20 protein-coding genes and 2 tRNA genes are annotated in these 19,878 nt (G+C 63.5%); 11 read left to right on the forward strand and 11 right to left on the reverse strand.

Annotated elements, in window-relative coordinates:
- Positions 1-111 precede the first annotated feature (111 nt).
- The 3 genes from chrA to HMPREF3227_RS06270 are packed head-to-tail and all read right to left on the reverse strand — an operon-like array spanning position 112 to position 2,613.
- Positions 112-1,245 carry a chromate efflux transporter gene (gene chrA / locus HMPREF3227_RS06260; RefSeq protein WP_066511307.1) on the reverse strand — a complete coding sequence of 378 codons (1,134 nt, stop codon included), beginning with the start codon at positions 1,243-1,245 and terminating at the stop codon, positions 112-114.
- Positions 1,246-1,250: 5 nt separating this feature from the next.
- Positions 1,251-1,652 (reverse strand): globin domain-containing protein, encoded by a 402-nt coding sequence (locus HMPREF3227_RS06265; RefSeq protein WP_066490446.1) that lies wholly within the window; start codon positions 1,650-1,652, stop codon positions 1,251-1,253.
- Entirely contained in the window at positions 1,636-2,613 is a 978-nt protein-coding gene (locus HMPREF3227_RS06270) for a mechanosensitive ion channel family protein (RefSeq protein ID WP_066490451.1), read from the reverse strand. The genes HMPREF3227_RS06265 and HMPREF3227_RS06270 overlap by 17 nt, the downstream gene beginning before the upstream one ends.
- Positions 2,614-2,695: 82 nt before the next feature.
- On the opposite strand from HMPREF3227_RS06270, the gene HMPREF3227_RS06275 reads away from it, so the two are divergent.
- Positions 2,696-3,871 carry a cystathionine gamma-synthase gene (locus HMPREF3227_RS06275; RefSeq protein WP_066511310.1) on the forward strand — a complete coding sequence of 392 codons (1,176 nt, stop codon included), beginning with the start codon at positions 2,696-2,698 and terminating at the stop codon, positions 3,869-3,871.
- Between the two features lie 167 nt (positions 3,872-4,038).
- Entirely contained in the window at positions 4,039-4,770 is a 732-nt protein-coding gene (locus HMPREF3227_RS06280; protein ID WP_066490458.1) for a GntR family transcriptional regulator, read from the forward strand.
- A 78-nt stretch (positions 4,771-4,848) separates the two neighbouring features.
- Here the strand turns inward: HMPREF3227_RS06280 and pepN are convergent, their stop codons facing one another.
- Positions 4,849-7,338, reverse strand: a complete 2,490-nt coding sequence (gene pepN, locus HMPREF3227_RS06285; RefSeq protein ID WP_066511313.1) for an aminopeptidase N — start codon at positions 7,336-7,338, stop codon at positions 4,849-4,851.
- 89 nt (positions 7,339-7,427) lie between these two features.
- Between pepN and HMPREF3227_RS06290 the strand changes: the two genes are divergently transcribed.
- Positions 7,428-8,048: a mycothiol-dependent nitroreductase Rv2466c family protein gene (locus HMPREF3227_RS06290; protein WP_181734595.1), complete on the forward strand. Its 621-nt coding sequence runs from the start codon at positions 7,428-7,430 to the stop codon at positions 8,046-8,048.
- Here the strand turns inward: HMPREF3227_RS06290 and HMPREF3227_RS06295 are convergent.
- A complete protein-coding gene (locus HMPREF3227_RS06295) occupies positions 8,045-8,446 on the reverse strand; it encodes a hypothetical protein (RefSeq protein WP_066490468.1) in 402 nt (133 codons plus the stop codon). The genes HMPREF3227_RS06290 and HMPREF3227_RS06295 overlap by 4 nt on opposite strands.
- 69 nt (positions 8,447-8,515) lie before the next feature.
- Here HMPREF3227_RS06295 and HMPREF3227_RS06300 point away from each other — a divergent pair, with 69 nt between their 5' ends.
- Entirely contained in the window at positions 8,516-8,989 is a 474-nt protein-coding gene (locus HMPREF3227_RS06300) for a ribose-5-phosphate isomerase (RefSeq protein WP_066490477.1), read from the forward strand.
- Between the two features lie 219 nt (positions 8,990-9,208).
- Here HMPREF3227_RS06300 and HMPREF3227_RS06305 read toward each other — a convergent pair whose 3' ends face one another.
- Positions 9,209-9,997, reverse strand: a complete 789-nt coding sequence (locus tag HMPREF3227_RS06305) for a hypothetical protein (RefSeq protein ID WP_066490527.1) — start codon at positions 9,995-9,997, stop codon at positions 9,209-9,211.
- A 151-nt stretch (positions 9,998-10,148) separates the two neighbouring features.
- Here HMPREF3227_RS06305 and HMPREF3227_RS06310 point away from each other — a divergent pair.
- Both HMPREF3227_RS06310 and HMPREF3227_RS06315 read left to right on the forward strand, forming a co-directional pair.
- Positions 10,149-10,223, forward strand: a tRNA-Gly gene (locus HMPREF3227_RS06310).
- Between the two features lie 47 nt (positions 10,224-10,270).
- The gene (locus HMPREF3227_RS06315; RefSeq protein ID WP_066490478.1) at positions 10,271-11,098 is read left to right on the forward strand and encodes an aldo/keto reductase; all 828 of its coding nucleotides are present in this window, start codon (positions 10,271-10,273) and stop codon (positions 11,096-11,098) included.
- Here the strand turns inward: HMPREF3227_RS06315 and HMPREF3227_RS06320 are convergent.
- Entirely contained in the window at positions 11,091-11,741 is a 651-nt protein-coding gene (locus HMPREF3227_RS06320; RefSeq protein ID WP_066511315.1) for an HAD hydrolase-like protein, read from the reverse strand. The two genes, HMPREF3227_RS06315 and HMPREF3227_RS06320, sit on opposite strands and share 8 nt — an antisense overlap.
- 80 nt (positions 11,742-11,821) lie before the next feature.
- Between HMPREF3227_RS06320 and HMPREF3227_RS06325 the strand changes: the two genes are divergently transcribed.
- The 4 genes from HMPREF3227_RS06325 to HMPREF3227_RS06340 all read left to right on the forward strand — a co-directional run bounded on the left by HMPREF3227_RS06325 (position 11,822) and on the right by HMPREF3227_RS06340 (position 14,807).
- Positions 11,822-11,895 (forward strand) — tRNA-Pro (locus tag HMPREF3227_RS06325).
- 93 nt (positions 11,896-11,988) lie between these two features.
- Positions 11,989-13,347, forward strand: a complete 1,359-nt coding sequence (tig, locus tag HMPREF3227_RS06330; RefSeq protein ID WP_066490482.1) for a trigger factor — start codon at positions 11,989-11,991, stop codon at positions 13,345-13,347.
- Between the two features lie 217 nt (positions 13,348-13,564).
- The gene (locus HMPREF3227_RS06335; RefSeq protein WP_230384166.1) at positions 13,565-14,149 is read left to right on the forward strand and encodes an ATP-dependent Clp protease proteolytic subunit; all 585 of its coding nucleotides are present in this window, start codon (positions 13,565-13,567) and stop codon (positions 14,147-14,149) included.
- A 34-nt stretch (positions 14,150-14,183) separates the two neighbouring features.
- The gene (locus tag HMPREF3227_RS06340; RefSeq protein WP_066490487.1) at positions 14,184-14,807 is read left to right on the forward strand and encodes an ATP-dependent Clp protease proteolytic subunit; all 624 of its coding nucleotides are present in this window, start codon (positions 14,184-14,186) and stop codon (positions 14,805-14,807) included.
- Positions 14,808-14,810: 3 nt separating this feature from the next.
- Here the strand turns inward: HMPREF3227_RS06340 and HMPREF3227_RS06345 are convergent, their stop codons facing one another.
- The 3 genes from HMPREF3227_RS06345 to HMPREF3227_RS06355 form a co-directional block, all read right to left on the reverse strand.
- On the reverse strand, positions 14,811-15,119 hold the full coding sequence (locus tag HMPREF3227_RS06345; protein WP_141759173.1) for a hypothetical protein: 309 nt from the start codon (positions 15,117-15,119) through the stop codon (positions 14,811-14,813).
- Between the two features lie 73 nt (positions 15,120-15,192).
- Positions 15,193-15,963 carry a 3-oxoacyl-ACP reductase FabG gene (fabG, locus tag HMPREF3227_RS06350; RefSeq protein ID WP_066511330.1) on the reverse strand — a complete coding sequence of 257 codons (771 nt, stop codon included), beginning with the start codon at positions 15,961-15,963 and terminating at the stop codon, positions 15,193-15,195.
- A gap of 9 nt (positions 15,964-15,972) precedes the next feature.
- On the reverse strand, positions 15,973-17,274 hold the full coding sequence (locus HMPREF3227_RS06355) for an MFS transporter (RefSeq protein ID WP_066511333.1): 1,302 nt from the start codon (positions 17,272-17,274) through the stop codon (positions 15,973-15,975).
- 236 nt (positions 17,275-17,510) lie between these two features.
- Between HMPREF3227_RS06355 and clpX the strand changes: the two genes are divergently transcribed.
- Positions 17,511-18,809, forward strand: coding sequence for an ATP-dependent Clp protease ATP-binding subunit ClpX (gene clpX, locus HMPREF3227_RS06360; protein WP_066490499.1), 1,299 nt, complete (start codon positions 17,511-17,513; stop codon positions 18,807-18,809).
- Positions 18,810-18,928: 119 nt separating this feature from the next.
- Here the strand turns inward: clpX and HMPREF3227_RS06365 are convergent, their stop codons facing one another.
- On the reverse strand, positions 18,929-19,681 hold the full coding sequence (locus tag HMPREF3227_RS06365) for a TetR/AcrR family transcriptional regulator (RefSeq protein WP_066511338.1): 753 nt from the start codon (positions 19,679-19,681) through the stop codon (positions 18,929-18,931).
- Positions 19,682-19,878 lie beyond the last annotated feature (197 nt).

The raw sequence follows: 19,878 nt of genomic DNA on the forward strand, positions 1-19,878 counted from the left end.
GGGGATTATGGCCCAGCGGTGGCGCCAGACCATTTCCCAGCGCACCGAACAGCTCGCCACCGAGCGCAACCTCATCCCGCTGCCCGAACCGGAGGAGACCAGTTTCGCAGACTAAAGAAGAACCCAGCCGGCAAGAGCCGCGCCGACCGCGACGGACCACGCCGGGGCCTTGAACCAGAGTGCTGCGAAGGCGGCCACAGCGATGAGAGCGGTGGCCCAGCCTGTCACGCCGTGGGTGATGATGGGATCCCAGAGCGCGTGGGTGAGCAGCCCGACGACGGCGGCATTGACGCCAGCGAAGGCGCCGCGCATGCGCGGAAGCGTGCGCCAGCGCGACCAGAAGTAGAGTCCCGCGACCATGAGGAGGGCGCCAGGAAGGAAGATCATCACGGTGCCGACGATTGCACCGAGGATTCCGCGATCGACGGCGCCGACGTAGGTTGCAAATGTGAAGAGCGGCCCGGGTAAACCTTGGGCGATGGAGTAGCCGGCGAAGAACTCAGCGGGGTTCATCCATCCGGTGGCGACGAAGCGATCCTCGAGCAGCGGCAGGATGACGTGTCCGCCGCCGAAGACGAGGGCGCCGGCTTGGTAGAAGGCGTTCAGCCGTGTCGCCCACCAGTTCCCGGTGAGCGCGCCGGCGGCCAGCCCACCGAGCAGTGCGAAGAAGGCAACGAGCGCGCTCCAACCGGCGCGGGCGGTGACGGGGCGCAGCTCGGGTGCGCCAGTAAGTTGTGGCCGGCGGAGGAACGCGGCGCCGAGACCCGCTGCGAGGAGGAGCGGGACTATCTGGGGAAGCCAGAACAGCGCAACGAAAGTGGCAATCGCAAACACCCACGTGAGTGGGGTATAGAGCAGCTTGCGGGCCATGCCGTAGACGGCGTGGGCGACGACGCCGGCTGCGGCGGCGAGCAGACCGGTGAGGAAGGGGGTATCGGCAAGCTGGGCGTCGCGGAAGGCGAGGCCACAGACGGCCATGATGAGGGCCGAGGGCAGCGTGAACCAGAACCAGGCCGAAATAAACCCGGCCCAGCCGCCGCGATGGTAGCCGAGCGCCATGCCGACCTTGGAGCTGCCGGGGCCGGGCAGGAACTGCGAGAGCGCGACGAGGTCCGCATAGGACGACTCGGTGAGCCAGCCGCGCCGGCCGATGAACTCGGTCCGGAAATAGCCGAGGTGAGCCGCGGGGCCGCCGCAAGACGTCCAGCCCAGCGGGAAGAAGGAGCGCCGGATGTCTGCGGACATGTGGGTTAGTCCGGCTGGTTGACGAGCATGCCAGCGACGCGCTCGAAGTGGTCGGTGAGCATGTGACGGTAGGCCGGGGGAATGGTCTCCTCGTCGATCTGGGCGAGCGAGTTATTCATGAGCTCGAGCCAGCGCAGGGCGGCGGCGCGGTCCACATGGAAGTGGGCGTGCCGCATGCGCAGGGCTGGGCGGCCGCGGTTTTCGCTGAACTCCTGGGGCCCGCCCCAGTACTGCGCGAGGAACCACTTGAGACGGTTGTGTGCGCCCTCCATATCGTCTTCGGGATACATGGGCGCGAGGATGTCGTCGTCGGGCACCTGCGCGTAGAAGCCCGCGACGAGCTTGTCGAAGGTGGCGTCGCCGCCGATGGCGTCGTAGACGGACTCGGCGCTATTCGGCGTCGTCATAATTGGGGATTCCTTTGCCGTGGGGGTAGGGGGTATTGATGTCGTTCTTCTGCATATCTTCCCAGATCTCGCCCTGGATGAAGCGCTGAACCTGCCATTGGGCGCCGGGGAGGGTCTTGGTCACGATGCGCACGGTGGCATAGTCAGGCTCGACGCTCGAGACGCCGAGCATGTTTGGGGCCTCGAGGATGAGCCCGGAGACGGCTTCCTCGTCCGCCGCGCGTGCTGCCGATGCCGCGATGACAGCTTGGGCATCATCGATGTCGTTGGACAGGCTGATGGGTACCTCGATGCGGGCAATGGCGTAGCCATCAGAGTGGTTGGCGACGTGGAGAATCTCGCCATTGCGGACGTACCACAGCGCGCCGTCCATGTCGCGGACGGTGGTGATGCGCAACGTGATGTCCTCGACGTCGCCGAAGACGCCGTTGCCGAGATCGATGGTGTCGCCGATGCCGTACTGGTCCTCGAGGAGCATGAAGATGCCGGAGAGGAAGTCCTTGATAAGCGACTGGGCGCCGAAGCCGATGGCGACGCCCACGACGCCGGCCGAGGCGATGAGTGGGGCGACGTTGACGCCGATTTCGGCGAGGATGGTCATGGCGGCCCAGACCCAGATGACGATGGCGACGGCGGAGCGGGCGACGCCAGCGAGCGTCTTAATGCGGGAGATACGGCGTTTCTCGTGCGTCTCGTCGAGGGAGCGCAGTTGGGCCTGTTGCTTGGACTTGGGCTTGCGTACGTTGCGTAGCAGCGGCGGGCGCGAACCGTTCGAGCTCTGCGCTTTGCGTGCGAGCTTGTCGATGAGCCGGCGCGAGAGCCAATGCAGAACGAGCGCAATGAGAATGATGAGCAGGATCTTCAGAGGCTTTTCCACGAGCCAGGCACGGGTATCGGGATTGGACCACCACGAGTTAACCGCGGTGACGGTGTCGGTTGCAGTGTTTTTAGCGAGAATCATCGTCCGCCTAGTGTACGCCAGGGTGAATATAAAAGGCGGAAAGGTACGCGAAAAATGGACAGCTTGGTCTAGGCTTGCGTGCATGACTGAGCCGAGCAACCACGAGCGCCGCGCACAACTCGCGCGCGGCTTCCATTCCCGTGCCATCCACGCCGGATACCAGCCGGATAGCCATATGGGTTCTATCAACGTGCCCATCTACGCGTCCACGACGTTCGAACAAGACGGCTTGGCGCAACTGCGTGGCGGCTTCGAGTATGGACGCGTGGCTAACCCGACCGTGCGTGCTCTGGAGAAGACGCTCGCCGCGCTCGAGGACGCGCAGTACGCGCGCGTGTTCTCCTCTGGCATGGCGGCCGTGGATACGCTTCTGCGCATCATCCTGCGCCCGGGCGCGCACGTCATCCTCGGCAACGACGCTTATGGCGGCATGTACCGCCTGCTCCACAATGACTACGGCGATTGGGGCGTCGAGCTCAGCATCGTCGACACTACCGACGTGCAGGCGGTGCGCGCGGCCATCAAGGACAACACGAAGCTCATCTGGCTGGAAACGCCTACGAACCCGGCGACGAACATTACGGATATCGCGGCCGTCGCGGCGGTGAAGGGCAACGCTGCTGTTGTTGTGGATAACACCTTTGCGACCCCGTACCTCCAGAACCCGTTGGCGCTCGGTGCGGACCACGTGCTCCACTCCACCACGAAGTATCTGGGTGGGCACTCGGACGTCCTCGGCGGCGCGGTCGTGACCAATGATCCGGAGATGGACGAGCGCCTGCTTTACTTCCAGGGCAATACGGGCGCGGTGGCCTCGCCGTTTGATGCGTACCTCACTGCACGGGGTATCAAGACGCTTGCGGTGCGCATGGACCGCCACTGTCAGAACGCTCAGGCGGTGGCCGAGTTCCTTGCGGCGCGCGCGGAGGTGAAGCAGGTGCTCTATCCGGGGCTGGCGTCGCACCCGGGCCACGAGCTGGCGGCGAAGCAGATGCGCGGATTCGGCGGCATGATGTCGGTGCGCTTCCACAAGCCCGAGCATGCGACGCAGTTCTGTCTCAACACGCGGCTCATTGCTCTCGCAGAATCGCTGGGCGGTGTCGAGTCGCTCGTGGAGCATCCGCGGCACATGACGCATGTGTCGGCGGAGGGCTCCGAACTCGTGCCGCCGGCGGACCTTGTGCGTCTGTCGATCGGCATCGAGGATAGTGAGGACTTGCTCGAGGATCTGCGCCAGGCGCTCGACGCTTTAGACTAGATTAAATGTCTCTTAATCTCGCTCGGATGGCTGGCATGACACCTGGCCGGTCTATATCTCACCGAGTGGATTGCGTAGAGATTTCTAAGCCTTTAAACCTTGAACTTAAGGCAGTTTTAAGCGGGCCTTAGTTAGGGGGATCATTTTTTATTGGCTATTCTTAATGCGTGACTGCTATCCAACGACGCAAGCCCGCATACTTGCTCATCTCTGACGCATTGCGCGAGAAGATTGAGACAGGCCAGCTGCGCCCCGGAGACCGCTTACCCACTGAGCGAGAGCTGGTTCAGGAGTTCGGCGTGGCCCGCATGACAGTTCGTCATGCCTTGGACATCCTTCAAATTGAGGGACTCATTGATCGTCGCCGCGGTCGCACAGGTGGAACCTTCGTACGGTCCATTCCGCCGGTCGCCGAGCTCACGACGCTCGACGACATCTACCCGCAGCTCAGCAGCCGCGGAACCGCGCTGCAGACGCGCGTTCTCGATTTCCAACGCACCACTGCTCCGCGCCATATCGCGGCGCAGCTGGAGATCGACGACAACGACGAAGTGTGGGCGCTGTGGCGCCTGCGCTCCACGGAGCTGTCTCCCGTGAGCCTTGCCATGCACTACCTGCCGGTGGAGTTCTTCCCGGACCTCGCAAGCAGCGATCTGGAAGGCATGATGAACAGTCTGGGCGTGCTCAAGCGCGAGCTCGTCACCCCGGCGTTGCCCACCGAGGACGAGCAGTCGCTCCTGCTCATCGGCCGGACACAGCCGGTGCTGCGCCTTTCCCGTACGGTGTGGGGCAGCGAAGGGCGCGTCGTCGAGCATTCAGAAGAGACCTTGCGTTCCGATGCCGTCACGGTCGCCGTCGTCGTCGGCGACAGGCCCGCCGCAACGCTCGAGTCTGTCTAGAACGGCAGCAGTCCCGCCGACGAGCGCCGCAGCGGCCGGCGAGAGGGGAGTCGATGATCCCACGCGGCCCCCAGTACATCAGGACGCGTCAAACCTGCGGTTGCGCAGTGCGCGGGCGACGCGGTCGCGGTCCTCGGTGACGCTGCGACGCAGGCCACCGGGCAGTTCGCGCGCGAGGAACTCATCGGCACGCTTGAGGCCTTCCTCTGTGACGTCCCAGCGAGGGAACAAGCCGGAGACGGTGGTCTGTGCGACCTCGGAGGACTGCGCGCCCCAGATCTTCTCCGCGACGTCGTAGAACTCCGCGGTGGGCAGGAGCGCCTCCGAGCCCGGTGACGTGAGACCCGCCAGCTTGGACTCGAGCTCGCGGTTGCCCAGGTCGCCGGCGACGATCTCGTCGTAGACCGCGCGCTTATTCTCTGGCGTGTTGACGGCAGCGCGGGCACGGATGGCGCCCTGGACGCCGAGTGCCGAGTTATCGCGCTTAAGCTCCGAAGTCACCGCGTCCTCCATGTCCTCGCCAGCCGCCGCCAACGCTGCGAGTGCCTTCCACCGCAAGCCCTGGTCCTCGGAGTCGGCGAGGAGGCCCTGCAGGTAGGAACGGGCGGCATCGGAAAGCTCGAGCGAGGTGAGCGCCTGAGCGAAGATGAGGGAGCGCTGCGCGTCCGGGTTCTGTGCGCCGCCAAGCAGGGCAGATGCAAGGGTCTCATCGCTCGCTGCCCAGGCGGGATCGGCGTATTGCCGCTGGGCGGATACCGCCTGGATAAGGATGCGTTCGAGGACGGCGAGCTCCGTCTCTGCGGACGCACCGCGGGCGACGAGCGCCACGAAGTCGCGGGCGCGCATGGTGCCGCCGCGGGTCATCTCCCACGCCGCGGACCAGCACAGCGTGCGGGCCATGGGATCGACGAACTTGTCGATGTTCTCGATAGCGAACGCGAGCGAGTCCTCATCAAACTCGATAAGTGCGTACGTGAGGTCGTCATCGTTGACGAGGACGAAGTCTGCCTTCTCGGCGCCAATGAGGGCGTCCACCGACGTGGAGGCACCATCGATATCGAGTTCTTCGCGGCGGACACGGGTGACAGCCCCGTCGACCACGTTGTAGAGGCCGACCGCGAGGCGGTGCGTGCGCAGCGTGTCGCCGGACTGCTCAACAGAGAATGAAGCATACTTGCCGTCCTCCACGGTAAAGGCAGGCTTCACCGTGTTGACGCCCGTGGTCTTGAGCCACTGCTGCGCCCAGAAGGACAGGTCGCGACCAGAGGCCTCCTCGAGGTGCTGCAGCAAATCGGAGAAGGTCGCGTTGCTGAACGCATGCGCGGCGAAGTGACGGCGTACGCCTGCCAGGAAATTCTCGCGGCCGACGTAGGACTGCAGCTGCTTCAACGTCGAGGCGCCCTTGGCGTAGGTGATGCCGTCAAAGTTCTGCTCGACGGTTTCGATATCAGACGCATCCGTGGAGATGGGGTGCGTGGTGGGCAGCTGATCCTGCTGGTAGGCCCAGGACTTCTCCACGTTGGCGAAGGTGACCCAGGCGGTGTCGTACTGGGTTTCCTCCGCCTGGGAGATGGCCGCGGACCAGGTGGCAAACGACTCGTTGAGCCACAGGTCGTCCCACCACTCCATGGTCACGAGGTCGCCGAACCACATGTGGGCGAGCTCGTGGAGGATGGTGTCCGCGCGGCGCTCGTACTTGTAGTGCGTCGCCGGCGAGGTGAAGACGTACTCGTCGCGAATGGTCACGCAGCCGGCGTTCTCCATCGCACCCGCATTGAATTCCGGCACGAAGATCTGGTCGTACTTGCCAAACGGGTAGGCGTAACCGAAGTTGCGGTGGTAGAAGTCGAAGCCCTGCTTGGTCTCCGTGAACAGGCGCTCGGCGTCGAGGGAGTCCTTGAGGGACTGGCGGCAGTAGATGCCCAGCGGCACCGTGAGTTCCTGCGCGGGCTGGCCCTCCGGGTGCTCCGTAAGCGTGCCCTCCCACACATCCGAGACGCGGTAGTAGGGACCCGCGCACACGGCAACGAGGTACGTGGAGAGCGGGTAGTCGATCTCGCAGCGCCAGCGAGTTCCATCAAATTCAACGGGGCCATTGGTGATGATCGTCCAGTCGCTCGGGGCCGTAAAGGACAGCGAGTACGTCGCCTTGAGGTTCGGCTGGTCGAAGCAGGCGAAGACGCGCTTGGCATCGGCCGTTTCGAACTGGGTGTAGAGGTACGGCTGGTTATCGGCCGGGTCCACGAAGCGGTGCAGGCCCTCGCCGGTGCGCGAGTAGGTGATGAGTGCATCGACCTCGAGGACGTGCGCGCCCTTCTTCAGCTCCAGCGGAATGCCGTAGGTGGGGTCGTACTCGAAGTCGATGGCCTCGCCATCCAAGGTTGCGGTGGCAGAATCCCCACGCAGATCGATGAACGTGGAGCCGTCCTCCTTCGCCGTAAACGATACGGTGGTGCGGGAGCGGAACTGCTTCTCGCCGGTGATATCAAGGTCTACGTCGTAGTGCTCAACTGTGACGAGGGCTGCGCGGGCCTGCGCCTCCGAGCGGGTGAGATTAACCGAGGTCATTGGGGTTCCTCCGAAATTTTGTGTGAAAAGTAACGCTACCCACATTAGTCTGGGGGAACGATAACGCACACCATTTTTTAGGAGAAATAATGCAGACCGTTACCTTCTGGTTCGATTGCACCTGCCCGTTCGCGTGGGCCACGTCCCGCTGGATGAAGGAAGTGGAGAAGGTCCGCGATATTAGCGTCGAGTTCAAGCCCATGTCGCTCTCCGTCCTCAACGACGGCCGCGACCTGGACCCGGACTACATGGAGATGATGAAGGCGAATTGGGGCCCGGCCCGCGTCGCCGCGAAGATCATGCTCGAAGCCCCGGAGAAGATCGACGCCTACTACACCGCCATGGGCACCCGCATCCACGGCGCCGGCGAGGGCGGCAAGAAGGGCTACGGCGCCTACGACGACATCATCACAGCCGCGCTTGCCGATGCCGCCCTTCCCGCAGAGTTTGCTTCCGTCGCCAATACGGAGGAGGTCGACGAGGACCTTCGCACGTTCCACCATGAAGGTATTTCCGAGGTCGGCGACGACGTCGGCACCCCGGTGGTCAAGCTGGGCGATACGGCCTTCTTCGGCCCCGTCATTACCCGCATTCCGACCGGCGAGGAGGCCGGCGAGATTTTCGATGCCGCCGTGCGTCTCGCGCAGTACCCGTACTTCTTCGAGATCAAGCGCACCCGCACCGAAATGCCGCAGGTGCGCGACAACTAGCGCTTACGCGCTCGACATGCTGCGGTGGCGAGGATGACCACCACGATGACCGTGCAGGGTAGCGAGGGCAGGCCCGCGATGTTGATAATCGGCAGGGTCTGCTGCGCCTGGTATTCCTCCCACGCGGCCAGCACCCAGCTCGCCCAGGACGCGGTGCCGATGAGTCCCACGATGAAGGCGACCAAGAGCTGGGCGTGGGTGCGTGCGCCCTTGTCAAAGCGCTTGCTGAACAGTGCGTAGCCTACGGCGACCACGAGGCCTAGGTTGGCGAGCGTGGCGAGGACCCAGCCGATGAGAAATCCCCGATAGTTGGGCAGGCTCGTGACGATGAGCGTCCCGATCCCCGCAGCGAAGCACACGGCGAAGAGGATGAGCGTGGTCGTGAGGTAGCGCGTCATGACACTTACGTTTACCGCAATGTTTGAGTTTGCGCAGCGGAACTGAGCGGGTGCGGTACCATCGTGGTCATGCGCGTATATCTAGGAGCAGACCACGCAGGGTTCGAGACGAAGAATGTCATTGCTGAACACCTGAAGAACCAAGGCCACGAAGTTATTGACTGTGGCGCCCACGCTTATGATGCCGAGGATGACTACCCGGCATACTGCATCGACGCCGCCCAGCGCACCGTCAACGATCCGGGTTCGCTCGGCATCGTGCTCGGTGGCTCCGGCAACGGCGAGCAGATCGCTGCGAACAAGGTGAAGGGTGCTCGTTGTGCCCTCGCGTGGTCCCCGGAGACCGCCCGCCTTGCACGCGAGCACAACAACGCTCAGCTCATTGGCATCGGTGGCCGCATGCACTCCGAGGAAGAGGCACTCGCCATCGTCGACGCTTTCCTCGATCAGGAATGGTCCCGCGCCGAGCGCCACCAGCGCCGCATTGACATCCTCGCCGAGTACGAGCGCACCGGCATCGCCCCGGAGCTTCCGGAGGCCTAATCGCCCCGAATATGACTCAAGCGCCAGCTTTCGCTGGCGCTTTCGTCGTTTTCCGTGCGTGGCAGTGGGTTTTATCATTTCGACGTCCCCAAACGGCACGAGGCTTAGCTTTGGGTTTGTTGCGTTTCGAGGGGTCTGAGTCGGCCTGAAGCGCCATAAACCCAAAGCTAAGGGGGCCTCCAAGAACCCTGGCGCTTGTGTTGACTTGGGGGACGGGGCTTAGAAGTCGAAGTCCATGTCGAACAGGCCGCCGCCGTCTCCGTCGCCGCCACCAAAGAGACCGTCGAAGAAGCCGCCGCCATCTTCGCCGCCGCCCATGTCTCCGCCGCCCATGTCTCCCATGTCGCCGCCGCCGTCCCAGGCGCCGGACTCTGCGGCTGCGGCCGAGTAGCCAATACCGGACATGCCCGCGAACATAGCGTTAAACATCATGGAGTAACCCATCATCCACACACCGGTGCTCAGAGCATCGGCCCACCATGGACGCGAGTACCAGCCAGCGGGGACCGGACGGCCAGCGACGGTGCCGCCGGGGTAGTAGTTCGGGGTATTCGCCGAGGCGTACGGCGAGGCGGTAATCGTCTGGCCGTCCTGGAGCTCGACCGTGCGCTCCTCCGTGACGCGGCCAGCCTGACGCTGACCCTCGAGCGGCGGGAGCTGCGGGCCGGAAGGCATTCCCATGATCTCGCGGGCGGCATTGACGTAGTGCAGGCCCTCGAGCGCGGATTCGCGCGCGAGGTTCGCCTGCTTGGTCGTCGTGGCGCTGGCGAGTGCGGAGTTCGCCGCGGTGAAACGCTCCGAAGCATCAGCCATCGCCTGCTGAGATGCGGTGTCCGTGCCGGAGAGGTTCATCACTTGGCCGCCGAGGCGCTCGGTCCAGCGGCGCGCGTCTGCGATTGCGTCTTCAAAGCTCTGCTGCTCGATGGCCGCGGTGTTCTTCTTCGAACGGCTCGAGACAAACCACACTGCGCCTCCGACGGCCGCGAGGATAATAATGAGGCCCGTCATGTTGTAGACCACTCACTCCCATGTACTTAAAAGTATGTTCTTCCTGCCCACTATAACGATTAGCTGGGTTCCTGAGTTCCCGTTTTCTCAATTCCACGTGCCATGCGTTAAAGTGTTGAGCAGCACGTTACGCGCACGCGTTTGACGGCATGGGAATGTCGTATAGTGGCTAATACCTCAGCCTTCCAAGCTGAAGACGCGGGTTCGATTCCCGTCATTCCCTCCAACTTTCAACCCCGGTTTCGGCCGGGGTTTTGGCGTATTCTAGGCCGCATGACTGTACCGAATATCAAGTTAAACGACGGAAATACTATCCCTCAGCTGGGCTTTGGTGTGTTTAAGGTCGACCCAGAGCAGACCGCGGAACTCGTGGCCGAGGCGCTGCGCGTGGGCTACCGCCACATCGATACCGCAGCCATCTACGGTAACGAGGAGGGCGTGGGCCAGGCCATCGCCGAGTCCGGCATCCCGCGCGAGGAGCTGTTCATAACCACGAAGCTGTGGAATGACCGCCAGACCGACGCCGCCGCGGCGCTGGACGAGTCACTGCGGAAGCTGGGCCTCGACTACGTCGACCTCTACCTCATCCATTGGCCGACCCCGGAGAAGGACACCTTCGTCGAAGCGTGGAAGCAGCTCATCGAGCTGAAGAAGGCCGGCAAGGTCAAGTCCATCGGCGTCGCGAACTTCGAGCTCGGCCACATTGAGGAACTCGAGCTCAATACCGAGGAGACGCCAGCCGTCAATCAGGTCGAGCTGCATCCGTACCTTCAGCGTTGGCGCGAGCTCGACGGCATTCGTGCACACGGCATCAAGATCGAGTCGTGGGGTCCGCTGGGTCAGGGCAAGACCGACATTATGGAGCAGCCCGAGGTCACCGGTCCGGCCGAGGCCCATGGTGTCACCCCAGCACAGGTGCTTATTCGCTGGCAGCTGCAGAATGGCGTCATCGTCTTCCCGAAGTCCGCGCACAAGGAGCGCATCGCAGAGAACTTCGACGTCTTCGGCTTCGAACTCACCGAGGACGAGATGGCGGGTATCACGAGCCTGGATCGCGGCGAGGACGGCCGCGGCGGCCCGCACCCGAACGACTTTAACTAGTCCATCCGGCGACGATAGCCTCGAGCGCTGGGAAGTCCGGCGCAAAGAAATCCGCGTCGTCGAACTCGGGCTGGCTGCCGTGGCCCCAGCCCACGAGCGCCGTCGCGATGCCGAGTGGGCGGGCGCCCTCCGTGTCGTGGGAGCGGTCGCCGATCATGAGGATCTTGGACTCGTGGCCGCGTAAGTCCATGGAATCAAGGACCCACTCGATGACCTCGCGCTTGCGCTTGCGCGTGCCGCCCTCGTCGTCGGCGCCGCCTATGAAGTCGAAGTGCTCGAGGACACCCAACTGGTCCAGGATGCGTGTGGTGACGGTGTCGCCCTTGCTTGTCGCCGTGCACAGCGTGTGGCCCGCCGCCTTCCACCGAGGTAGGGCGTCCGCCCAGCCCTCGTGGAGCGTGGTCCACTTCCACCCCGACGTGTCATACACCTGGTGGAATGCGGCGTAGATACGCTCGACGGCATCGGAAGCATAGCCCCAGGCCGCGAGGGTATCGCGCAGTGGGGGCCCGGGGAGCCGGTGGAGCTGGGCATCGGAAGGCTGGGGCAGGCCGAGCTCATCCATGGTCGCGCGGATGCACGCGGCGATGCCGGGATAGGAGTTGACGAGCGTGCCGTCGACATCGATAAATAAAATCGCCATGTTTGCCAGACTAGCTGCCGGTTTCCGCAAACGGCGCTACACCCAGTAGACTTGCGCGATGAACCCGTTTCGGCGGGTCGCGGGACGTGGCGCAGTTTGGTAGCGCACCTGCTTTGGGAGCAGGGGGTCGCAGGTTCAAATCCTGTCGTCCCGACGTAAAAGAAGGGGTCCAAGACGAAGAGTCTTGGACCCCTTTAGTACACTTGTGAGCCGTACATTCTACTAACTACCCGCAGGAGAGTTTTCCGTGAAGACCACCGTCGACAAGCTGAGCGATACTCGCGTCAAGCTGACCGTTAACGTTCCGTTCTCGGAGCTGGACAAGGAGATCGCGCAGGCTTACGCTGCCATCGCGCAGCAGGTCTCGATCCCGGGCTTCCGTAAGGGCAAGGCGCCGCGCCAGCTTATCGATGCGCGCATCGGCCGCGGCCCCATCCTCGAGCAGGTCGTCAACGACATGCTGCCTACCCGCTACGAGCAGGCCGTCGTTGAAAACGACCTCAAGGTCATCGGCCAGCCGGAGATCGACATCACCAAGATCGAGGACAACGACGTTGTCGAGTTCACCGCTGAGGTCGACGTCCGCCCGGAGATCGAGGTTCCGGACTTCTCCAAGATCGCCGTCACCGTTCCGGCCATCGTTGCTGACGATGCCGCCGTGGACGAGGCTCTGGAGAACCTCGCCGAGCGCTTCGGTGAGCTCAAGGACACCAAGCGCAAGATGAAGACCGGCGACTACGCCATCATCGACATCACCGCCGAGATCGACGGCAAGAAGATTGAGGACGCGTCCACCGAGGGCCTGTCCTACCGCATCGGCGACGACGACCTCATCAAGGGCCTCGACACCGCACTGCGCGGCATGAAGACCGACGAGGACAACGAGTTCACCGCTGAGATCAACTCCGGCGAGCACAAGGGCGAAGAGGCCACCATCAAGGTCCACGTCGTTCAGTCCAAGGAGCGCAAGCTGCCGAACCTCGACGACGAGTTCGCTCAGATGGCGTCTGAGTTCGACACCATCGAGGAGCTGCGCGAGGCCACCAAGGGCCAGGTCGAGGAGTCCAAGAAGTCCGAGCAGGCTGCTGCCATCCGCGACGAGGTCCTCAAGGCTGCCATGGAGCAGGTGTCCTTCGAGCTGCCGCAGTCCATCGTGGACGAGCAGGTTCACGCTCAGCTGCACCAAGTCCTGGGCCAGCTCGCACACGACGAGAAGGCTCTCGCCCAGCTGCTCGAGGCACAGGGCACCACCCGCGAGGAGTTCGACAAGGAGTCCCGCGAGCAGGCTGAAGAGTCCGTGCGCACCCAGCTGTTCCTGGACGCCGTCGCTGACAAGGAAGAGCCGGAGGTCTCCCAGCAGGAGCTCACCGATCACATCCTGTTCACCGCACAGTCCTACGGCATGGACCCGAACCAGTTCATCCAGCAGATCCAGTCCAACGGCCAGATCGGCAACCTGTTTGCCGACGTCCGCCGTGGCAAGGCACTCGCGGCCTCCATCTGCCGCGTTGATGCTAAGGACGAGGACGGCACCAAGGTCGACGTCGAGCAGTACTTCGGCGAGATCGAAGAAGACGAGGAGACCGCAGCGAACGCTGAGGATTAATCTTTCACGCTGAAAGCCCGGGCTGCAGCCCGGGCTTTTTGCATGCCTACGCGGCTGGCGTAACGCTCATAGCGAACAAGGCCCTTTCGAGGGGTTCTTGGCGACCAAAGCGCGGTAGGGTGGTGCCATTGGCTTTTCGCGTCGTGGTTTTCGCTGCGGCGGCAAAGCGGAAAAGAACACGTACGAAGGAGACTGATTAGAAGTGTCTGACATCACTATGACGGCACCGGGCGCAGGCATGAACCTGGGCGATAGCGTCTACGAGCGCCTGCTGCGCGAGCGCATTATCTTCCTGGGCACCCAGGTGGACGACGAGATTGCGAATAAGCTGTGCGCACAGATCCTGCTTCTGTCGGCTGAGGATCCCACTCGCGACATTTCGCTCTACATTAACTCCCCGGGCGGTTCCGTCACGGCCGGCATGGCCATCTACGACACGATGAAGTACTCGCCGTGCGATATCGCCACCTACGGCATGGGCCTGGCTGCCTCCATGGGCCAGTTCCTGCTCTCCGGCGGCACGAAGGGCAAGCGCTACGCTCTGCCACACGCACGCATTATGATGCACCAGCCGTCTGCTGGCGTGGGTGGCACCGCTGCCGATATCGCCATCCAGGCCGAGCAGTTCGCCGCCACGAAGCGCGAGATGGCCGAGCTCATCGCTGAGCACACCGGCCAGACCTTCGAGCAGATCACCAAGGACTCCGACCGCGACCGCTGGTTCACCGCGCAGGAAGCCAAGGACTACGGCATCGTCGACCACGTCATCGAGTCCGCTCAGGGCCCGCTGTCCAACCTCTAAACCGGCACGCATTCTTTTAGAAGGAGAATCTTTTATGTCTAATTTCCAGATGCCGAACTCCCGCTACGTGCTGCCGTCCTTTATCGAGCAGTCCGCCCAGGGCACCAAGGAGACTAACCCGTACTCCAAGCTCTTCGAGGAGCGCATTATCTTCCTGGGCACCCAGGTCGATGACACCTCCGCCAACGACATCATGGCGCAGCTGCTCGTCCTCGAGTCCCAGGACCCGGACCGCGACATCACGATGTACATCAACTCCCCGGGTGGCTCGTTCACCTCGCTGATGGCTATCTACGACACCATGCAGTACGTTCGCCCCGACGTGCAGACCGTCTGCCTGGGCCAGGCCGCGTCCGCTGCCGCTGTGCTGCTGGCCGCCGGTGCCCCGGGCAAGCGCGCAGCCCTGCCGAACTCCCGCATCCTCATCCACCAGCCGCGCACGCAAGGCACCCAGGGCCAGGTCTCTGACCTCGCCATCGAGGCTGCCGAGATCGAGCGTATGCGTCGCCTCATGGAGGACACGCTGGCCCGCCACACCGGCCGTACCTCCGAGCAGGTCCGCCAGGACACCGACCGCGACAAGATCCTCACCGCGCAGGAAGCCGTCGAGTACGGTCTCATTGATACGGTGTTTGATTACCGTAAGCTCAACGCTTAAGCGCTAAGACACAAGGGCGGCCTTCGGGCCGCCCTTTTTTAGATCTCCCGCAGTGCTGCCTGAATGCGAGCTGGCACTGGGTAGCGCCGCTGCGTCGCCAGCGTTCCCCACAACCATGGCCAGCGTGGAGCTGCCGATGCCCGCAACCATCGCGTCCCAGCCCGTCGCAGCGTCGAGGCCCAGGGCATTCCACCCCACGGACACCACAGCACCAGTGAGCATGGAGGCGAGCGCGCCCGCCTTATTCGCCTTGGGCCACCACACCGCACAGATATAGGACGGCGTGAACGCGGTGCACGAGCTGTGCGTCATAGCGGTTGCCCAGGGCACACCGAACACGGCACAAGACTCTTTGTGCGCTATCGCATAAGAACGGGAGAGAAGTCTAAGCCTCGTACGGCGGCAGAATCGCTTCGGGGGTCTCCGGCAGCACCTGGCCGCCGTCGATGATGAGGGTTTGGCCCGTGATGTAGCCGGCTTCGCGGGAGGCGAGGAACGCGGCGGCATTGCCGATATCGCGCGGGTCGCCCAGGCGGTGCATGGGGATGGCGCGGGTCATCTCGGCGAGGTACTCCTCGCCCTGGCCTTCGAGGCCCTCCGTCAGGATGTTGCCCGGCAGCACGCCGTTGATGGTGATGCCGTCGCGGGCGACCTCGAGCGCGGCGGAACGCATGAAGCCCTGCTGCGCGGCCTTGGATGCGCCATAGTGTGCCCAACCGGGGAAGCCCGTGTGGGAGCCGGTGATCGAGGTCGTGATGACAATGCGGCCGTAGCGCTGTGCTTTCATATGCGGCAGCGCCTCCTGCACCACGGTGAACGTGCCATGCGTATTGATGGCGAACATCGCATCCCACTGCTCATCCGTCATGCTCTCCAGTGGCGCGTTGGGGAAGACACCCGCGTTGGAGCACACGATGTCGAGGCGGCCGAATTCCTCGACGACGGAGTCATAGAGCGCGCGGACCGTCTCACGCTTGGTCACGTCGACGAAGCGCGAGTGCGCACCCAGTGATGCGGCGGTGTCAGCCGCGGCCGACTCGTTGAGATCAGCGATGACGACGGTGGCACCAGCCTCGCACAATGCGGAGGCGATGCCCTTACCAATGCCCGTCGCGGCACCGGTGACGACTGCAATCTGATTATTAAGGGAGAACATGCCTTCAGGCTAAACCAGAACGCGCTCGCGCGCAGGAGTCGTGTGAACCTTACGGTACTCCCGAATTCCGCGCAGGCACACACCGCCCGCAACGGTGAGTACCGCGAAGAGAACGTAGAGCGCAAACGGCGTCCACCCTGCGTCGACGAGGTAGCCCACGAGGATGGGCGAGGCCGTCGTGGCCACGCGCACGACGCCAATGGCCGCTCCCATCGCCGAGGCACGCAGCGCGCCGGGATAGGCCGCCGGGACCACGGTGTAGAAGCCCGTGATGCAGCCGTTTAAAAACATGCCCGCCACGACGCCGAGGACGAGCATCGCCAGCGGCGCGCCCGACAAAGAGATGAAGGCCACGAGCACGACCGCCGCCGCGAGGCAGCAACCGATGAGTAGGCGCTGAGCGCGAATGCGCGTCGTGAGCGTCCCGAAGGCAAGCGAGCCCAGCGTGCCGCCCACAGAGAGCATGATGCCGCCCAGGATGCCCTGCTCGGCGCTGAGCCCGGCGGTATCGAGAAGCTTGGGTGTCCACTGCGACGCGAAACCGAACGCGGACGAGCCGAGGGCGAAGGCTGCCCATAGGCGCAGCGAGATGGGGCGCCAAGCGGGGGAGAGGACGTCGCGGAGGGCGGCATCGGAAGGCTGAGCGGGCGCCACAATGATGTCGGAGCCGAGGCCCAAGCGCAGGGCAAGGCGACGCACACCGGCGGAGTCGCCGCGGGCCGCGAGGAAGTCGGGGGACTCAGGGATAGACCACGCGAGAGCAAGCGCGACGAGAGTGAGTGCGGCGCCGACCCAGAAGATAATCTCCCAGGCGCCGAAAGACTTGGCCACCCAGCCGCACGCGGCGGCGCCTAGGCCGTAGCCCGAGGCATAGATGGCCACGGCGAGACCGCGGTGGCGCAGGTTGGAAAACTCGCTCACGAGCACCGTGACGCACGTGAGGATGGCGCCCACGCCCACGCCGGTGAGGATGCGCGCGGCGAGCAGGAGCGCGAAGTTCGGCGCGAGCGCCGTCGCGACGAGACCCACAAGATCGATGGCGAGGCCTAAGAGGATGACTGTGCGGCGGCCCCAGCGGTCCGCGCGCGGGGCTAGGATGAGAGAGCCGAGCGCGATGCCGATGCCCGCCGCGGCAAGCAGCCAGCCCAGCGCTGAACCGCTCAACCCAAAGTCGTCCGTGACGGCCGAGGCGGCGAAGGCCATGGCGACCATGTCATAGCCGTCCAAGGAGTTGATAAAGAGCGCAATGGCGATGATGGTCCATTGATACGTTCCCATGCGGTGAGAGTCGATGCGCGACCGAATGTCCATGGTCAGGGCCTTTCCAGTTAATGTATTACCAAAGTCATTTTTCTGCCCCTGTGCAGGGTTGAAGGAAAGGTACTGTACCGCTTGGTCTATGTCTAGCGGACCGGCAATAATATTCATCTTCATGTGTCGCCGCGCGGGAAGAAATCGGGGCGGCGGCGCGTTGATTTACTAGAGTGGGAAGTTACGGCGCGCCCAGCGCGCGACTCCCTAGACGCAATCGAGACGGAAGGCCTGAATTGGCACGCATGCAAGAAAGCGCTGACCTGCTGAAATGCTCATTCTGTGGGAAGAGCCAGAAGCAAGTGAAGAAGCTTATCGCCGGCGGCGGCGTCTACATCTGCGATGAGTGCATTGAGCTGTGCAACGAGATCATCGAAGAGGAGCTGGGGAAGAACGCTGAGGCCGCGGAGGAGAAGGCGGAGACGCGCCTGCCGCGCCCCTCGGAGATTTCGGCGTTCCTCGACAAGTACGTCATTGGCCAGGATCGCGCCAAGCGCGCGCTGTCGGTGGCGGTCTACAACCATTACAAGCGCATGAAGTCGGACGAGGCCCAGGCTGCCGATGCCTCCCGTAGGCGCCACGCCGCACCCGAAGACGCTGTAGAAATCGCAAAATCCAACATCTTGATGCTCGGCCCGACCGGCTCCGGCAAGACCTACCTCGCGCAGACGCTCGCGCGCATGCTCGACGTCCCGTTCGCTATCGCCGATGCCACCTCGCTCACTGAGGCCGGCTATGTGGGCGAGGATGTGGAAAATATTCTGCTCAAGCTGTTGCAGGCCGCGGACTTCGACGTGGAGCGCGCGCAGCGCGGCATCATCTACGTTGACGAGATTGACAAGATCTCCCGCAAGTCGGAAAACCCGTCGATTACCCGCGACGTCTCCGGCGAAGGCGTGCAGCAGGCGCTTCTCAAGATCCTCGAGGGCACCGTCGCTGCTATCCCGCCGCAGGGCGGCCGCAAACACCCGAACCAGGAGTTCATCCAGCTCGATACCTCGAATATCCTGTTCATCGTCGCCGGTGCCTTCGCGGGTTTGGAGAAGGTCATCGCGGACCGCGTGGGCAAGAAGGGCGTGGGCTTCGGTGCGAAGCTGGACACCGCCGCCGAGCGCGAGCGCCACGACCTCTTCGACCAGGTGCGTCCGGAGGACCTCGTGAAGTTCGGCCTCATCCCCGAGTTCATTGGCCGCCTGCCCGTCGTCGCGACCGTGGACAACCTCGACACGGAGTCCCTCGTCCGCGTGCTCACCGAGCCGAAGAACTCGCTCGTGCGCCAGTACCAGGCTCTGTTCGAGATGGACGGTGCCGCCCTCGAGTTCGATAAGGACGCCCTCGAGGAAATCGCCGAGCTCGCCATGGAGCGCAAGACCGGCGCCCGCGGCCTGCGTGCCATCCTTGAGGAGCTGCTCGTGCCCATCATGTACGACCTCCCGGACCGCGAAGACATCTCCGGCGTGCGCATCACGGCCGCCACCGTCCGCGGCGAGGCCGAGCCCGAGTACCTCTACGCCCCGGCCGAACAGTCCGCCTAAAAGAATCCTCCCGCAGCCGTGCTGGCGCGGGAGGATTTTCGCAAGGAACGGGGCGAGTTGCTGCCGAAAATCGTCATGTGCGTTGAACTCTCGCGACGATTTTCGCAAGGAACGGGGGATTAGTCGTAAATGCCCGCACCCGAGTCGTAGACATCCGAGGGCACCTCGGACTCATCGTCTTCGACCTTGGCGGTGAGGTAGGACTCCTGACCGGTGTCCGGAATATTCGCCGTGAGGAACGCAAGGATGGCGTCGATAACCATGCGGCGCATGCCCTCCGTGTTGGTCTCGTTCGTCATGTCGAGACCCAGCAGATTGATCATCATGTCTTTGTTCGTCGTGCGGTACATCGCGAGCGACGCGATGAGCACGAAGACGTCATTCGCGGAAATACCGGGGCGGAAAGCGCCGGCATCCTGGCCCTTCATGAGCAGCTTATCCAGGTGGAGCGAGAGCTCGGAGAGGTCCGTGACCGCGGCGTTCTGCGTGGTCTCGAGGGACTGGATGACGGATTCCTGCGTGAGCAGGCGCACGGCCTCAGGGTGGGCGACGTACTGGTCGAAGATGGTGTCCACGAGCTTGCGCACGCCTTCGACGGGCACGGCGGAGTGGGTTTCCATGAGCGCCACATTGGGTGCGAGCAACTCGGCGGCGTGGGCTAGTGCCTTTTGATACAGCCCCTGCTTATCGCCGAAGTGATAGTGGATCATGCGCTTGGACATGCCGGACGCGCGGGAAATGGTGTCGAGCTTTGTCTCGGCGAAACCCTTGCGGGAAAATTGCTCTGTAGCAATTTCGACGACTCGCTCGACGGCGACCTCGGCCGCGGTGGTGCCGGTTGTCTCGGTCGTAGCGTTGTCATCAGTAGCCATCGCTGTGGGTCTCCCTTTCTCAAATTTCTCTGCCTATCCATCGTGCCCGAAAAGCGCGGGCCGTGAAATTCAAATGTGGAAATCTACCCGAAATGGGTGAAAGGTGGAGCCCATTTGGGGGGTGCCCGGTTGGGGTTAGGTCACAGTGGTCGCATTTTCATGGGTGTGCAGGGAAACTAGACACTAAGAGCAAATTC

It is taken from the genome of Corynebacterium sp. CMW7794 (assembly GCF_001563605.1).
Lineage (GTDB): Bacteria > Actinomycetota > Actinomycetes > Mycobacteriales > Mycobacteriaceae > Corynebacterium > Corynebacterium phoceense.

Excerpts from the sequence above, each read along its gene's own strand:
- HMPREF3227_RS06340 (WP_066490487.1), top strand. The coding sequence starts at position 14,184 with ATGTCTAATTTCCAGATGCCGAACTCCCGCTACGTGCTGCCGTCCTTT.
- HMPREF3227_RS06295 (WP_066490468.1), bottom strand. The coding sequence starts at position 8,446 with ATGACGCGCTACCTCACGACCACGCTCATCCTCTTCGCCGTGTGCTTC.
- HMPREF3227_RS06305 (WP_066490527.1), bottom strand. The coding sequence starts at position 9,997 with ATGACGGGCCTCATTATTATCCTCGCGGCCGTCGGAGGCGCAGTGTGG.
- HMPREF3227_RS06300 (WP_066490477.1), top strand. The coding sequence starts at position 8,516 with ATGCGCGTATATCTAGGAGCAGACCACGCAGGGTTCGAGACGAAGAAT.
- HMPREF3227_RS06355 (WP_066511333.1), bottom strand. The coding sequence starts at position 17,274 with ATGGACATTCGGTCGCGCATCGACTCTCACCGCATGGGAACGTATCAA.
- pepN (WP_066511313.1), bottom strand. The coding sequence starts at position 7,338 with ATGACCTCGGTTAATCTCACCCGCTCGGAGGCGCAGGCCCGCGCAGCC.
- HMPREF3227_RS06275 (WP_066511310.1), top strand. The coding sequence starts at position 2,696 with ATGACTGAGCCGAGCAACCACGAGCGCCGCGCACAACTCGCGCGCGGC.
- HMPREF3227_RS06315 (WP_066490478.1), top strand. The coding sequence starts at position 10,271 with ATGACTGTACCGAATATCAAGTTAAACGACGGAAATACTATCCCTCAG.
- HMPREF3227_RS06290 (WP_181734595.1), top strand. The coding sequence starts at position 7,428 with ATGCAGACCGTTACCTTCTGGTTCGATTGCACCTGCCCGTTCGCGTGG.
- HMPREF3227_RS06365 (WP_066511338.1), bottom strand. The coding sequence starts at position 19,681 with ATGGCTACTGATGACAACGCTACGACCGAGACAACCGGCACCACCGCG.
- fabG (WP_066511330.1), bottom strand. The coding sequence starts at position 15,963 with ATGTTCTCCCTTAATAATCAGATTGCAGTCGTCACCGGTGCCGCGACG.
- HMPREF3227_RS06320 (WP_066511315.1), bottom strand. The coding sequence starts at position 11,741 with ATGGCGATTTTATTTATCGATGTCGACGGCACGCTCGTCAACTCCTAT.
- HMPREF3227_RS06270 (WP_066490451.1), bottom strand. The coding sequence starts at position 2,613 with ATGATTCTCGCTAAAAACACTGCAACCGACACCGTCACCGCGGTTAAC.
- chrA (WP_066511307.1), bottom strand. The coding sequence starts at position 1,245 with ATGTCCGCAGACATCCGGCGCTCCTTCTTCCCGCTGGGCTGGACGTCT.
- HMPREF3227_RS06345 (WP_141759173.1), bottom strand. The coding sequence starts at position 15,119 with ATGACGCACAGCTCGTGCACCGCGTTCACGCCGTCCTATATCTGTGCG.
- HMPREF3227_RS06335 (WP_230384166.1), top strand. The coding sequence starts at position 13,565 with ATGACGGCACCGGGCGCAGGCATGAACCTGGGCGATAGCGTCTACGAG.
- HMPREF3227_RS06265 (WP_066490446.1), bottom strand. The coding sequence starts at position 1,652 with ATGACGACGCCGAATAGCGCCGAGTCCGTCTACGACGCCATCGGCGGC.